The sequence below is a fragment of the Halorubrum aidingense JCM 13560 genome, from assembly GCF_000336995.1.
Lineage (GTDB): Archaea > Halobacteriota > Halobacteria > Halobacteriales > Haloferacaceae > Halorubrum > Halorubrum aidingense.
This window is the reverse complement of the sequence record NZ_AOJI01000026.1, coordinates 130,695-143,942: the sequence shown is the minus strand read 5'-3', so window position 1 is coordinate 143,942 and position 13,248 is coordinate 130,695. Positions and strand designations below refer to the sequence as shown.

Below are 13,248 nucleotides of genomic sequence, written 5' to 3'. Positions count from 1 at the left end.
CGCGGGACATATATGGATCGGTTCCTAAGCGGTGTCAAGTGACGATACCCGACCGATTCCCCGCCGTGCTCACGGCGACGGCGATGGGCGTGTACCTCCTGCTCGTCGTCGGTGCCACCACCTCGCTCACCGAAGCGGCCGCCGCCTGTACGGGTTGGCCCGCCTGCGGTGACGGGACCGCGCTCCCCACCGAGACCGCGGGGTGGATCGCGCTCGGGCACCGCGTGCTCGCCGTCGCCGTCGGCCTCCTCGTCGCGGCCTCGGCCGCGCTCGCGTGGACCGACGGGGCGAGCCGTCGCGTTCGCGTCGCGCTGGCGTTCGCGCTCCTCGTCTTCCCGGCGCAGGCCGGCGTCGGGGCGCTGGTCGCCGTCGGCAGCCTCCCGGCCGCGCTCGCCCCCGTTCATCTGCTCCTCGGCGTGATCATCTTCGGCGCCGTCCTCGCCGGCCTCGCCTGGTGGCTAGAGGCCGAGACCGGCGACGACGACGACGCCCCCGTCGACTTCCAGCCGGGGACCGACGACCTCCCGCCCGTCGAGGAAGTTCCCGAACCCGACATCCCGACCGCGACGCTGCCGCGGCTCAGGCTCACCGCGGGCGCCTACTTCCGGCTCATGAAACCGCGGCTGATGTGGCTGCTCTGTCTCGTCGCCGCCGCGGCGATGGCGCTCGCCGGCGGTCCCGGATTTACTCCCTCCGTCGTGGCGGCCACGCTGGCCGGCGGCGCGCTCTCCATCGGCGCGTCCGGCACGTTCAACCACGTCCTCGAACGCGACGTCGACAAGCGGATGCAGCGAACCAGCGACCGCCCGCTCGCGACGGACCTCGTCCCCGTTCCGAAGGCGCTCGCGTTCGGGCTGCTGTTGACCGCCGTCTCGCTCGGTCTCTTCTGGACCGTGAATCCGCTGACGGCGGCGCTCGGGCTGATCGCCATCCTGTTTTACAGCGTCGTCTACACGCTCATTCTGAAGCCGAACACGGTCCAGAACACGGTCATCGGCGGGGCCGCCGGGGCGCTCCCCGCCCTCATCGGCTGGGCTGCGGTCACCGGCGAGATCGGTGGCGGCGGCCTCCTGCTCGCGTTAGTCATCTTCCTGTGGACGCCGGCGCACTTCTACAACCTCGCGCTGGCGTACAAAGACGACTACGAGCGCGGTGGCTTCCCGATGATGCCCGTCGTTCGCGGCGAGACGGCGACCCGCCGTCACATCGTCTGGTACCTCGGCGCGACGCTGATCGCCGCGGCGGCGCTGGCGGTCGTCGCCGAGCCGCTCGGCGGGCTATATGCGGCCGTCGGCGTCGTCCTCGGTGCGGTGTTCCTGTGGATGGTCGTCCGGCTTCATTACGAGCAGACGGAGGCGGCCGCGTTCCGCGCGTTCCACGCGTCGAACGCGTACCTCGGGCTGCTCCTGTTCGCGGTGGTGTTCGACGCGCTCGTCGTCTGAGCGGTCCGCCGTCGCTGCGGCAGTCCCTGACGCCCGATCCTCCGATCAGACGATCGACCGTGCGTGCTTTATATACCTCCGCGAGAAATCGCTCGTGTTCGAATGGACCCCACCACGAGAACGGACGTCGACTCGCTGTGGCCCGTCTGGGGCCTCGGCGTCGTCCTCAGCGCCTCGCTCGTCGCGGAAGCCGCGATCGCCGCGCGCGGGGCCGTCTCCGTTCCCGACGGCTACTGGGTCGGCTTCCTCTCGTCGGTGCTGATCGTGTTCGGGTTCGGCTACGCCGCCCGGTGGGCTCCGAGCGCAGACATCTCGACCGCGCGGTATCCTCGGCTCACCCGGTGGTGCTTTGCGGGCGCGGCGGCGTTTCTCCTCATCAACGTCGGGTTCATGGCGACGCTGCCGACGGAATCGACGTTTCAGGTGTTCGGGTGGACCCGCTGGGCGGTAGCCTTCGGGGGCGGGATCGGACTGGCCATCGGCCTGTTCGAGGCGAAGGCGATCGACCGCGAGGTCGCGGCCGAGCGGATCAACGTCCGACAGGCGGAACTCCGACGGGAGCGCGACCGACTCGACGAGTTCGCGAGCGTGGTCTCACACGACTTGCGGAACCCGCTCAACGTCGTTCGGGGACGGGTCGACCTCGCCAGAGGCGCTCACCCCGACGACGAGCACCTCACGGCGCTCGAACCGTCTCTCGACCGGATGGACGAGATCATCGACGAGACGCTCGCGCTCGCTCGTCAGGGCAAACGCGTCGACGAGACCGCCGACGTCGACCTCGGCGCGTGCGCCCGCGAGAGTTGGTCGCGGGTGGACACCATGGACGCGACCCTGCGGACCGAGGGTGCGGGAACGGTGCGAGCGGACCGCGGTCGGCTCTCTCACGTCTTCGAGAACCTCTTCCGGAACGCCGTCGAGCACGGCGGCCCCGACGTTACGGTCCGAGTCGGGGCGCTCGACGGAGAAGCGGGTTTCTACGTCGAGGACGACGGCTCCGGCATCCCCGAGGACGAACGAGCTCGCGTCTTCGACATGGGGTACACGTCGTCGCGCGACGGCAACGGATTCGGCCTCGCGATCGTCGACCGGATCGTCTCGGCTCACGGCTGGCAGATCCGTGTCACCGAGAGCGCGGACGGCGGGACGCGCTTCGAGGTTGCTGTCGCCGGGGGCTCGCCGTAGCGCGCCGGCAGATCCGGTGCGCGCTCGCCGTCACCCGTCTTTAATTGTATCCGCCCCCGATACGAGCGCGTATGACTCGCGTCGAGATCGAATACTGCGTGCCGTGCGGCATGTTGAACCGCGCACAAGACGTTTCGGCCGCGCTCCTCCGCCAGTTCGGCGAGGGGCTCGACGAGGTCGCGCTCGTCACCGGCGACGACGGCGTGTTCGTCGTGCGGGTGGACGAGGAGGTCGTCTTCGACAAGACGGAGGACGACTACGACGTCGACGCCATCGTTCGCGCCGTCAGACCCCACGTCGGGGCGACGGCCTAGTCGGTCCGAAGCGGTCGATCGGAACTCACGGGGAGAGGTCGCAGCCTCACGCGCTGGAGGACGGTCAATCGCCGTCGTACACCGGTCGCGAGGAATTCGTCACCACGAGGATGCTGCTCGTCGCCATCGCGAGCGCGGCGAGAAGCGGATTGAGGACGCCGGATATCGCCATCGGGATCGCGACCGCGTTGTAGACGAACGCCCAGCCGAGGTTCTGTTTCAGCCGGCGGTTCGTCCCGCGGGTGACGGCGAACAGCTCCGGGATCGCGGGCAGCCGGTCCTCCAACAGGACGGCGTCCGCGGCGTCGGCGGCGAGGTCCGTCCCGCTCGCGATCGACACGCCGAGATCGGCGGCCGCGAGCGCGGGCGCGTCGTTGCTCCCGTCGCCGACCATCGCGACGCGCTCGGTCGCGGCCAGCCGCCGGACCGTCTCGGCTTTCGCTTCCGGCGGGACTTCCGCGAACACTTCGTCGATGTCGGGGTGCGCCTCGAAGCGTCCCGCCGCCGCCGGCGAATCGCCGGTGAGAACGACGACGCGACGACCGCCGGCGGCGAGGTCGCTGACCACCGCCTCCCAGCCGTCGCGGACCTCGTCCCCGACGACGAGGACGCCCCGAACAGCCCCGCCCCAGCCGACGTACACCGGGACGTTCCCGTCGTCGCGGGCCGCCTCTCCGGCGGCGCGAAGTCGGTCCGAGACGGCCCATTCGTCGCCGTCGAACAGCGACGGGTGGCCGACGACGACCTCGTCGCCGTCGACGGTCCCCGAAACGCCTCGGTCCGTGACGCTCACCTCGGCGATCGACGGTTCGCGAGCGGTCTCGTTCCCGGTGCTCGGCGCCTCGCCGTCGCCGCCTATGGTCGTCCCTCCGTCGGCCGCGGCGACGCCGGAGCCGTCGGATTCGCCCTCGCCGCTCTCGCCTCCCTCGCCGACGCCGTCGACGCCGTCGACGATCGCCTCCGCGATCGGGTGGACCGAGGCCCGCTCGACCGCGGCCGCCCGTCGGCGGACTGCCCCCGCCGACGCGCCCTCCGCGACGGTGTCCAACAGCCGCATCTCCCCGTCGGTGAGGGTGCCCGTTTTGTCGAGCACGACGGTGTCGATGTCGGCGGCGTCCTCGAAGACGGCGTCGGAGACGATCACGATCCCGCGGCGGGCGGCGTCGCGAATCCCCGCGGCGATCGCGAGCGGGGTCGCGAGACCGAGCGCACACGGGCACGAGACGATGAGCACGGTGAGCCCGACGAGCGCGGCGTCGGTCGGCGCGCTGCCGAGCGCGAGGGTGGCCCCCGCGGCGAGGAGGGCGACCGCGACGACGAGCGGCACGAATATCGTCGCGAGCTTGTCGACGAGCCGTTGAATCCCCGACCGCGAGCTCTGGATCTCCCACAGCAGCCGAACGAGGGTGTCGAGCGTGCTCGCGGCGTCCTCGCCGACCTCGACGACGACGGGTGCGTCGGTGACGACGGTGCCGCCGCGGACCGCGTCGCCCTCGCGTTTCGTCGCCGGCAGCGACTCGCCGGTGATCAGCGCCTCGTCGACGGCGGCGGTCCCGTCGGCGACGACCCCGTCGAAGGGGACGCGTTCGCCCGGGCGGACGAGGAGCCGATCGCCCGGCTCGACCGCGTCCGCCGCGATCGGCTCGCCCCCCTCGGTCCGGACGTCGCGGTCCGCCGCCGTCGTCAGCTCCGAGAGCATTCCGGTGGCGCGCCGCTTGATACGCGACTCGTAGTGGTTGCCGGCGGTGACGACCAAGATGACCGCGATCGTCACGTCGAAGTACAGGTCTGTCCGGCCGATGAGTAGCGCGAGCGAGCTGTACGCGTACGAACTCACCGCCGCCAGCGACACGAGCAGGTCCATGTTCGGCTGTCGCGCTCGGAGGCTCACGTACGCGCCCCTGAGGATCGGATACCCCGTATAAAACAGGACGATCGAGGTGAACACCCAGATCTGCGCGAACAGGTACACGCCCGAGACGCCTCCGAGATCGAGGATCGGGTCGTACCCGAAGTAGGTGGGATATAAAAAGAGGACGTACCACAGCATCGCCATCATCCCGAAGAACCCGCCGCCGATCAGAAAGCGGACGATGGCGACGTCGTCGCCGTCCGGTTCGGGGTTCGCGCGGTCGCTGGCGGTGTAGCCCGCGACCGACAGGCGGTCCGGCAGTTCGGCGGCGTCGACGGTCTCCGGGTCGTAGTCGACACGGATCGTGTCGGTCGCGTAGCTCGCTTCGGCCGCCGCGACGCCGTCCTGTTTCCCCGCGGTGAGTTCGAGAAACGACTCGCAGGTCGCACAGTGCATCCCGTCGACGTGGAGGAACGTCGTCTCGCCGTCGAACTCGGCGGCCGGCTCCGCGTCGGGGCGCCGGTCGTCGAGGTCGTCGAGGTCGTCGACGTCGTCGAGCGAGCGGGCGACCGCGAGACAGCCGCGACAGCAGAACTCGCCGTCGACGTCGGGGGCCGTGTGGGGGTCGTCGCCCGTGGGCAGGTCACAGAGCGTGCAAGTCGACATCGTGGAGTCGATTCCGCTGCCGCCAGCGCGGCGGCGTTACGCCTCCTCTGGGTCTGTCGCGTCCGAGGCCGAAGAGCCCGGTCGGAGGCTGCCGCCGGTCGCGACATGGAGGCTTCCCCAGATGAGAAGCACGTTCACGAGCGTCACGGCGACGACGATCTCCGCCCGATCGGCGATGAACACCGCCGCGGGGATGAGTCCGCCCAACACGAGAAGGACGGCTTGCTGGAGCGAGAAGTCCATACGCCAACGCGGTCGCCGATAGTCATAGATAACGGCAAAGTTCCCACATCCTGAGAACGAGTCGATCGTATATATCCGGCTGTGTGTAACCGCTTCCATGGGCCAAAACGAAACCGCACACCCCTCGGCCGACGAGGTGGGCGGTGGCGACGAGGAGTTCGATCCAATCGGGACGCTCACGCTCATCGGGATCTACTTTGCGATCCTGGTGCTCTCGTGGCTGTTCATCTATTACATCGAGTTCCTCGGACGCGATCTCGTCGTGGTGGGGTGATCACGCATGCACATTCACGCCTACGAAAAACTCTGGTTGGCTGCTTCGATACTCCTCATTCTGCTCCTCATCGGCTCGGTCACGTACGGGGCGGTCGGCCCCGGCGTCGCGATGGTGAGCGACACCGAGCCGGCGATCGACGCCGGCGGGCTCGACGAGGACGAGCGGTTCTCCGAGCCGCGCGTCGAACAGGTGGGCGAGAACGAGTACGAGGCGTACGTCGTCGCCTACCAGTTCGGTTTCGAGCCGGACCCGATCGTCGTCCCCGAGAACAGCCGCGTGACGTTTTATGTCACGTCTCGTGACGTGATCCACGGGTTCGAGGTCGCCGGAACGAACGCCAACACGATGGTCGTTCCCGGCGAGGTCTCCGAGATCACCGTCGAGACCGACGAACCGCAGGAGTACGGACTCATCTGTAACGAGTACTGCGGCGCCGGACACCACGTGATGGAAGGGAAAGTGAACGTGGTGAGCCAGGCCGAGTTCGAGGAGCAGCAGAGCGGAGGTGAGGACGAATGAGCGAGGCCATCGAAGGCGAACGGACGTTCGTCGACAAGTTCCCCGAGGAGGCGGCCGTCGTCCGCGCGGCGATGCTCGGCTCCTTTTTGGCGCTCACGCTCGGCGCGATCTTCGGGATCATCCAGACGCTCCACCGGACCGACGTGTTCCGGGGGCTCATCAGCTCGACCGACTACTACACCTCGCTGACCGCCCACGGGGTGTTCCTGGCGCTCAGCTTCACGACGTTCTTCCTCGTCGGGCTGTTCACGTGGGCGATCGTGCGGAGTCTCGACCGGCCGCTTCTCAACATCAAGATCACGTGGACCTGGTACGGTCTGATGGCGGCGGGAATGACGATGACGGGGATCTCGATCCTCGCCGGGTTCGTCGACGCGCTCGATATGAGCGCGGACGTGCTGTTCACGTTCTACGCGCCGCTACAGGCGCACCCGCTGTTTTACGCGGGGCTCGCGGTGTTCATCGTCGGCTCGTGGATCGCGGGGGCCGACTGGTTCCGCACGTGGCTCGCGTGGAAGCGCGAGCACCCCGACGAGCGCATCCCGCTGCAGACGTTCATGGTGTTGACGACGATGGCGATGTGGTACATCGCGTCGTCGGCGGTCGCCGCGTCGGTGCTCATCTTCCTGCTCCCGTGGTCGCTCGGCTTCATCGATCAGGTGAACCCGACGCTGACGCGGACGCTGTTCTGGTTCTTCGGCCACCCGGTCGTCTACTTCTGGCTGATGCCCGCGTACCTGCTGTGGTACACCGTGCTGCCGAAGATCGCCGGTGGACGCCTGTTCAGCGACCCGCTCGCGCGCGTCGTGTTCGTCCTGTTCCTCCTCCTCTCGACTCCCGTGGGGATCCACCACCAGTACCTCGACCCCGGGATCGCGGAGGGCTTCAAGTTCATCTCGATGACGAACACGATGTTCCTGCTGTTGCCGAGCCTGCTTACCGCGTTCACGGTCGTCGCGAGCGTCGAGTACGGCGCCCGCCAGCGCGGCGGCACCGGGCTGCTCGGGTGGCTCACCGAGCTCCCGTGGCGGAAGCCAGAGTTCACCGGCATGATGCTCGCCGGGCTGATGTTCGCCGCCGGCGGGTTCTCCGGAATGGTGAACGCCGGCATGAACATCAACTACATGATCCACAACACGATCTGGGTCCCCGGCCACTTCCACCTCACCGTCGGGACCGCCGTCGCGCTCACGTTCATGGCGGCGACCTACTGGATCTGGCCGCAGATCTCCAACAAGCCGATCTACAGCCGTTCGATCGGTCTCTTTCAGGTCGTCCTCTGGTTCATCGGCATGGCGCTGATGTCCAACGCGATGCACGCGCAGGGGATCCTCGGCGTCCCGCGCCGGACCGCGGAGCCGGAGTACGCCGGCTTCGAGTACGCGGCCGGGTTCGGCGGCTTCGAGGAGCTGAACATCCAGATCGCCATCGGTGGGACCCTGCTGTTCCTCTCGACGGTGCTGTTCATCGGGAACCTCGTGCTCACGATGGGGAACCCGAAGGTCTCCGGACTCGCGGAGACGCTTCCGCCGGCGCTGTCCGGCCCCGACGACGCGCCGCGGGTGCTCGATAACCTCCGTCTGTGGGTCGGCATCGCCCTCGTGTTGGTCGTGCTCGCGTACGCGCTCCCGCTCGGGGCCATCATCAGCCGCGGCGGGCTGCTCGGGCCGGGCGTCGGCACCTACCCGGTGTGGCTGGTGCCGGCCGCCGACGCGCTCGCGAACGCACCCGCGCTGCTGACCGGCGTCGTCGTCGACGCGATCGCCGCGCTCGCGGAGGTGGGCCGGTGAGCCTGGACATCACCCGTGGCGGGCTGCTCGTCGCGCTCGCGATCTTCGGCGTGATAATCTACGAGCTCCGCACGGTGTTGGACTTCGTGGGGATCGAACTCCCGCTCATCCCCTACATGGCCGCCGTGTTCGCGCTGGCCGGCGTCACGATCTGGTTCATAACGCTCAAAGGCGGGTGGCGGCTCGAACCCGACGGCGACGAATCGGCATAGCGCCGCGGACCGCGTCACCGACGGCGTCGATCGCCTTTTCGCTGTTCTGTCGCTGCGGTTTCTCTCACCGTGAATCGTCGACCCCTTTCGATGCGTTGCATCGGCGCACCGCGAGCGTTATGTGTCGATGGGGCAAGACTCCTGTATGGCACGAACGCGCGTCACGGTTCGGTGTGCGGACTGTCCGTTCTCGGCGACGTACGACCGACTTCCCGACGCTCGAGCGGCCGTAGACGACCACGAGTCGACGACCGGCCACGACGTGGCGTGGAACATCGAGTCGCTCACTGACGGCGTCTCACAGGCGGGTGCCGACGCGGGCGTCTGCGGCCGTCCGGAGTGTGCGAACGAGGACTCTCCGCTCGTCGACCCGGCGCTGAGAGACCCGTAACCGGATCGCGTCGCCGCGGCCGAAACTGATGGCGGTATAAATATGTTCGCCTCCATTCCTCTGTCTTGGAACTGATGCACAATACTATATCTCTGGGGAACGAACGATCGTCTGTACCTATGTCCACCATCGATATCGAACCCACGGATACCGTCGACGCCCGCGGTGCGGCCTGTCCGGGTCCGCTGATGGACCTCATCGGTCGAGTCCGGTCCGCGAGCCCCGGCGACGTTATCCTCCTTTTAAGCGACGCCGAGCAGTCGCTGACCGACGTCTCCGAGTGGGTCGACGAGACCGACAACGAGCTCGTCGCGGTCGACGAGAGCGGCGACCACTACGGCTTCTACGTGGAGGTCGCGTGAGATGACCGAACGCGTCGCGATCCTCGGCGGCGGCACGGGCGGCGCGGTGCTCGCGAACAACCTCGCGGAGCGTCTCGGTCCGGAGATCGACGCCGGCGACGTCGAGGTCACGCTGATCAACGACGACCCCGACCACGTGTACAAGCCGGTGTGGCTGTACATCCCCTTCGGACAGCGCGAGCCCGCCGACGGGCGCCGCCCGCTCCGCGACCTCGTCGACGACCGGATCGATCTCACGATCGACCGGGTGACGGCGATCGACACCGACGGCAAGGAGCTGGCGCTCCGCGACGGCGCCGGGCCGCTCGGCTACGACTATCTCGTCGTCGCGACCGGATCGACGCTCGCCGACGATGAGATCCCGGGGCTCGCGGCGGGCGGGCACGACTACTACTCCGAATCCGGCGCGCTGGCGCTCCGCGACGAGTTGCTCTCGATGACCGAGGGCCACCTCGTGTTGAGCGTCGTCGGCACGCCGCACATGTGTCCGGCGGCGCCGCTGGAGTTCGTCTTCATGGCGGACGACTGGTTCCGGAAGCGCGGCCTGCGCGACGACGTCGAGATCACCTACACGTACCCGATCCAGCGCGTCCACGGCAACCCCCACATCGCCGAGTGGGCGGCGCCGATCATGGACGAGCGCGACATCAACGTGGAGACGTTCTTCAACGCCGAGTCGGTCGACCCCGACGCGAAGACGATCACCTCCATGGAGGGAACGGACCTCGACTACGACCTCCTCGCGGCGATTCCGCCGCACCGCGGCGTCGACGTCGTCGACGAGGCGGGGCTGGGCGACCGCGGCTGGGTCGACGTGGACAAACACACCCTGGAGGCCGAGGCGGCCGACGACGTGTACGCGCTCGGGGACGCCGCGACGACCGGCGTGCCGAAGGCCGGGAGCGTCGCCCACTACCAGGCCGGGGTCCTGAGCCAGCGGCTCGCGAGCGAGATCCGCGGCCGCCCCGCGACGGCGACGTACGACGGCAAGACGCTGTGTTTCGTCGAGACGGGGATGGACGCGGCGTCGTTCGTCGAGTTCGACTACGAGAACCCGCCGTCACCGGCGCCGCCGTCCGAGAAGCTCCACTGGTCGAAGCTGGCGTACAACGATTCGTACTGGCTCACCGCACGGGGGTTGCTCTGAGATGTCCGAGGAGTCCACACCGGTCGACGACGCCGTCGACGACGCTCCCGAAGCCCTCGACCGCGACGACCTCGAATCGATCGTCGCCGAGAACCCGGAGGCGGTCGCGGCGTTCGTCGAGCGGCTCGACGCGGTCAACGAGCTGCTCGACGTCGTCTCGCTCGGCGAGAGCGCGCTCACCGACGAGATGGTCGTCGAGCTCGCCGGAACCGCCTCGACGCTCGCGGAGTCCGCCGACGGGCTCGCGACCGACGAGACCGTCGCGCTCGCGGAAACCGTCGGCTCGAACGGCGACGAGCTCCGCGAGGCGATGGAGACGCTGACCGAACTCCAGCGGAGCGGCGCGTTAGACGAGCTCGCGGAGCTGGCGCAGGTCGGCTCGCTCGCGACGGCCGCCCTCGACGACGAGATGGTGCGGTCGCTCGCCGGCACCGGCTCGGCGCTCGGCGAGGTCGCCGACACCGCGGCGGACGACGACACGCGCGACGGGCTGAAGGCGATGCTCGAAGGGGTCGGCGCCGCTCACCGGAGCGATCCCGAACCCGTCGGCGCGCTCGGGCTGGCGCGGAGCGTCCGCGATCCCGAGGTCCAGTACGGGCTCGGCTACGTGCTCGCCATCTCGAAGGCGATCGGCCGGTCGCGGGCGGCGGTCGCGGACGAGGAGTGACACCGGCCCTTTTTATCCTCCGGGCTGTCGGCAGCCGTGTATGTCAACACAGGACGATCGGCTCACGTTCGGCGTGCTCGGAACCGCGGGAATCGCCCGCAAGGCGGTGATCCCGGCGATCGCGTCGAGCGACCACGCGGTCGGCGCGGTGGCCTCTCGCGACGACGACCGCGCGGCGCGGTTCGCGGCGGAACTCTCGATTCCCCGGAGCTACGGCTCCTACGAGGCGCTTTTGGCGGACGACGAGATCGATGCCGTCTACGTTCCGCTCCCGAACGGGCTCCACGCCGAGTGGACGATGCGAGCGGCCGACGCGGGGCTCGACGTGCTCTGTGAGAAGCCGCTCGCGAGCGACGCGGCGGAGGCGCGCGAGGTCGTCGACCACTGCGCGGACCGAGGCGTCACCCTGATGGAGGCGTTCATGTACCGGTACCACCCGCGCACCGAGCGCGTCCTCGAACTGGTCGATCGGGAGTTAGACGACGTGCGCACGGTGACCGCGACGTTCCGGTTCCCGCTGTACGACCGCCCGAACGACGTGCGGCTCGACCCGGACCTCGCCGGCGGGTCGCTGATGGACGTCGGCTGTTACCCGGTGTCGATCGTCGGGGCGGTACTCGGGAGTCCGGACCGGGCGTACGCACACGCGAACGACACTCGCGGGGCCGGCGTCGACACCGAACTTGCGGGCGTACTGGAGTACGAGGACGGTCGATCGGCGCGGATCGCGTCCGGATTCGACACCCGGCTCGTCCAGCGGTACCGGATCGACGCGACAAACGGGTGGATCGCCGTCGATCGGGCGTTCGACGCGCCCGCCGACGAGCCGGTGGAACTGACCTACGAGATCGACGGCCGACGCGGCGTCGAGACGTTCGGACCGGTTGATCAGTACCGGCTGCAGGTCGACCGCTTCGCCGACTGCGTCGCCGCCGGCGAGACTCCCCTGACCGACGGCGCCTCGGCGATCGAAAACATGCGGGTCATCGACGCGCTCTCGGAGAGCGCAGCCGCTGGTGACGCGGTGGATATCCGGTAGACGCAGTCGGCCGCGTCGGGACGGTCCTCCGGTGCCGCCGCTCTCGGCGATACCGATCGAAACGGGAGGAAAGAGCGTGTGTCTGCTGTCTGCTATCTCTGTTGTCTCCGCGGTCTCCGCGAGCTCAGACCAGCAGCTGGATGTCCGCCTCGACCATGTCCTGGAACGCCGAGGCGGCCCCGACGCCGGTGGTGACACCGTCGTAGAAGTCGTCCTCGTCGTAACCGAGGAGGTCGATCGTCATCTGACACGCCTGCAGGTCCACGCCGGTGGCGATGGAGGTCTCGATCAGCTCCTCGATCGAGGCGACTTCGTTCTCGGCGATCCTGTTTCGCATCATGCGGGTCGTCATCCGATCCATGCCGGGCAGCGCGGCGATCATGTTCGGCACCGGCATGTTCGGGTTCCCCACGGAGCTGAGCTGGAGGTTCTTCGAGTTCTCCTCGTGGAGGATCTCGAGTCCCCAGAACGTGTGGAAGACGGTGACGTCGTAGCCGAACGCGGCGGCGGTGCTCGCGAGGATGAGGGGCGGATACGCCATGTCGAGGGTCCCCTTCGTCGCGATGATCACCATCTTCTTGGGGCCGTCGTCGTCGACCTCGGTCCGGAGGTCCGACACCTCGGTTTCGAGCTCCTCGATCCGCGCCTGGAGGTCGGCGACGGCCTCGGGAGCGGGGTCGGCGTCCGACGACGCCGGTGTGTCCGCGCTCATTTCACTCGGTCTTCCGGACGTAGTGTTTGTACACGTCCTCGCCGCCCTCGGTCGCCTCTTCTTGGCCGACGAGCTCGGCGTTGTCTGTCGACTCCGCCCAGCCGGCGATGTCGCTCATGCTGCCGGAGTCGGTGGCGATCACTTCGAGCACCTCGCCGGCGGCGAGGTCGTCGAAGGCGCCGCGGGTCTTCACGACCGGCATCGGGCAGTTCTGTCCTTTCACGTCCAGCGTCTCGGCTGCGGTTTCCGTACTCATGATTGGTTCCCCCGTGTTGGGGCTATCACACAATACTGGTTTCCGCGGTATAAGTGTGTCGATACTTGTGGTTGACTTGAACAACTGAATTATTGAACGATATCAATATCCACTTATTGCGTCATACGTGCGTACGAAGGTTCTTTGAACGATACTCGCCTCATATTATATTGT

General features: G+C 68.2%; 16 protein-coding genes. 12 read left to right on the top strand and 4 right to left on the bottom strand.

Going from position 1 to position 13,248, the window contains the following annotated elements; all coding sequences use genetic code 11:
- Positions 1-38: 38 nt before the first annotated feature.
- From cyoE to C461_RS11015, 3 genes are all read left to right on the top strand, one after another.
- Positions 39-1,442 carry a heme o synthase gene (gene cyoE, locus C461_RS11025; protein WP_008001238.1) on the top strand — a complete coding sequence of 468 codons (1,404 nt, stop codon included), beginning with the start codon at positions 39-41 and terminating at the stop codon, positions 1,440-1,442.
- Positions 1,443-1,544: 102 nt separating this feature from the next.
- Positions 1,545-2,627, top strand: a complete 1,083-nt coding sequence (locus C461_RS11020) for a sensor histidine kinase (protein ID WP_008001237.1) — start codon at positions 1,545-1,547, stop codon at positions 2,625-2,627.
- 71 nt (positions 2,628-2,698) lie between these two features.
- On the top strand, positions 2,699-2,941 hold the full coding sequence (locus C461_RS11015) for a SelT/SelW/SelH family protein (protein WP_008001235.1): 243 nt from the start codon (positions 2,699-2,701) through the stop codon (positions 2,939-2,941).
- Positions 2,942-3,005: 64 nt separating this feature from the next.
- Here C461_RS11015 and C461_RS11010 read toward each other — a convergent pair whose 3' ends face one another.
- A complete protein-coding gene (locus tag C461_RS11010) occupies positions 3,006-5,459 on the bottom strand; it encodes a heavy metal translocating P-type ATPase (protein WP_008001233.1) in 2,454 nt (817 codons plus the stop codon).
- 36 nt (positions 5,460-5,495) lie between these two features.
- Entirely contained in the window at positions 5,496-5,702 is a 207-nt protein-coding gene (locus C461_RS11005) for a hypothetical protein (protein ID WP_008001231.1), read from the bottom strand.
- Positions 5,703-5,799: 97 nt separating this feature from the next.
- On the opposite strand from C461_RS11005, the gene C461_RS15855 reads away from it, so the two are divergent.
- From C461_RS15855 to C461_RS10965, 9 genes are all read left to right on the top strand, one after another.
- Entirely contained in the window at positions 5,800-5,976 is a 177-nt protein-coding gene (locus C461_RS15855; RefSeq protein ID WP_008001229.1) for a hypothetical protein, read from the top strand.
- A gap of 6 nt (positions 5,977-5,982) precedes the next feature.
- Entirely contained in the window at positions 5,983-6,498 is a 516-nt protein-coding gene (locus C461_RS11000; RefSeq protein WP_008001226.1) for a cytochrome c oxidase subunit II, read from the top strand.
- The gene (locus tag C461_RS10995) at positions 6,495-8,288 is read left to right on the top strand and encodes a b(o/a)3-type cytochrome-c oxidase subunit 1 (protein ID WP_008001224.1); all 1,794 of its coding nucleotides are present in this window, start codon (positions 6,495-6,497) and stop codon (positions 8,286-8,288) included. Before C461_RS11000 ends, C461_RS10995 begins: the two co-directional genes overlap by 4 nt.
- A complete protein-coding gene (locus C461_RS10990; protein ID WP_008001223.1) occupies positions 8,285-8,500 on the top strand; it encodes a hypothetical protein in 216 nt (71 codons plus the stop codon). The genes C461_RS10995 and C461_RS10990 overlap by 4 nt, the downstream gene beginning before the upstream one ends.
- 145 nt (positions 8,501-8,645) lie before the next feature.
- Positions 8,646-8,891 (top strand): DUF7542 family protein, encoded by a 246-nt coding sequence (locus tag C461_RS10985; RefSeq protein ID WP_008001222.1) that lies wholly within the window; start codon positions 8,646-8,648, stop codon positions 8,889-8,891.
- A gap of 119 nt (positions 8,892-9,010) precedes the next feature.
- Positions 9,011-9,253 (top strand): sulfurtransferase TusA family protein, encoded by a 243-nt coding sequence (locus C461_RS10980; protein ID WP_008001221.1) that lies wholly within the window; start codon positions 9,011-9,013, stop codon positions 9,251-9,253.
- 1 nt (position 9,254) lies between these two features.
- Positions 9,255-10,400 (top strand): NAD(P)/FAD-dependent oxidoreductase, encoded by a 1,146-nt coding sequence (locus C461_RS10975; protein WP_008001220.1) that lies wholly within the window; start codon positions 9,255-9,257, stop codon positions 10,398-10,400.
- A gap of 1 nt (position 10,401) precedes the next feature.
- Positions 10,402-11,067, top strand: a complete 666-nt coding sequence (locus tag C461_RS10970) for a DUF1641 domain-containing protein (RefSeq protein WP_008001219.1) — start codon at positions 10,402-10,404, stop codon at positions 11,065-11,067.
- A 40-nt stretch (positions 11,068-11,107) separates the two neighbouring features.
- Complete coding sequence (locus tag C461_RS10965; RefSeq protein ID WP_008001218.1) at positions 11,108-12,106, top strand: Gfo/Idh/MocA family protein; 999 nt, start codon at positions 11,108-11,110, stop codon at positions 12,104-12,106.
- A gap of 124 nt (positions 12,107-12,230) precedes the next feature.
- Here C461_RS10965 and C461_RS10960 read toward each other — a convergent pair whose 3' ends face one another.
- Both C461_RS10960 and C461_RS10955 read right to left on the bottom strand, forming a co-directional pair.
- Positions 12,231-12,818: a DsrE/DsrF/DrsH-like family protein gene (locus C461_RS10960; protein ID WP_008001217.1), complete on the bottom strand. Its 588-nt coding sequence runs from the start codon at positions 12,816-12,818 to the stop codon at positions 12,231-12,233.
- Position 12,819: 1 nt separating this feature from the next.
- On the bottom strand, positions 12,820-13,074 hold the full coding sequence (locus C461_RS10955; RefSeq protein WP_008001215.1) for a sulfurtransferase TusA family protein: 255 nt from the start codon (positions 13,072-13,074) through the stop codon (positions 12,820-12,822).
- Positions 13,075-13,248: the final 174 nt, after the last annotated feature.

What these genes read in the sequence shown, in the direction of transcription:
- C461_RS10970 (WP_008001219.1), top strand. Translation starts at nt 10,402, where the DNA reads ATGTCCGAGGAGTCCACACCGGTCGACGACGCCGTCGACGACGCTCCC.
- C461_RS11020 (WP_008001237.1), top strand. Translation starts at nt 1,545, where the DNA reads ATGGACCCCACCACGAGAACGGACGTCGACTCGCTGTGGCCCGTCTGG.
- C461_RS11005 (WP_008001231.1), bottom strand. Translation starts at nt 5,702, where the DNA reads ATGGACTTCTCGCTCCAGCAAGCCGTCCTTCTCGTGTTGGGCGGACTC.
- C461_RS10955 (WP_008001215.1), bottom strand. Translation starts at nt 13,074, where the DNA reads ATGAGTACGGAAACCGCAGCCGAGACGCTGGACGTGAAAGGACAGAAC.
- C461_RS10965 (WP_008001218.1), top strand. Translation starts at nt 11,108, where the DNA reads ATGTCAACACAGGACGATCGGCTCACGTTCGGCGTGCTCGGAACCGCG.
- C461_RS10975 (WP_008001220.1), top strand. Translation starts at nt 9,255, where the DNA reads ATGACCGAACGCGTCGCGATCCTCGGCGGCGGCACGGGCGGCGCGGTG.
- C461_RS10995 (WP_008001224.1), top strand. Translation starts at nt 6,495, where the DNA reads ATGAGCGAGGCCATCGAAGGCGAACGGACGTTCGTCGACAAGTTCCCC.
- C461_RS11000 (WP_008001226.1), top strand. Translation starts at nt 5,983, where the DNA reads ATGCACATTCACGCCTACGAAAAACTCTGGTTGGCTGCTTCGATACTC.
- C461_RS11015 (WP_008001235.1), top strand. Translation starts at nt 2,699, where the DNA reads ATGACTCGCGTCGAGATCGAATACTGCGTGCCGTGCGGCATGTTGAAC.
- C461_RS10985 (WP_008001222.1), top strand. Translation starts at nt 8,646, where the DNA reads ATGGCACGAACGCGCGTCACGGTTCGGTGTGCGGACTGTCCGTTCTCG.
- C461_RS11010 (WP_008001233.1), bottom strand. Translation starts at nt 5,459, where the DNA reads ATGTCGACTTGCACGCTCTGTGACCTGCCCACGGGCGACGACCCCCAC.
- C461_RS15855 (WP_008001229.1), top strand. Translation starts at nt 5,800, where the DNA reads ATGGGCCAAAACGAAACCGCACACCCCTCGGCCGACGAGGTGGGCGGT.
- C461_RS10960 (WP_008001217.1), bottom strand. Translation starts at nt 12,818, where the DNA reads ATGAGCGCGGACACACCGGCGTCGTCGGACGCCGACCCCGCTCCCGAG.
- C461_RS10980 (WP_008001221.1), top strand. Translation starts at nt 9,011, where the DNA reads ATGTCCACCATCGATATCGAACCCACGGATACCGTCGACGCCCGCGGT.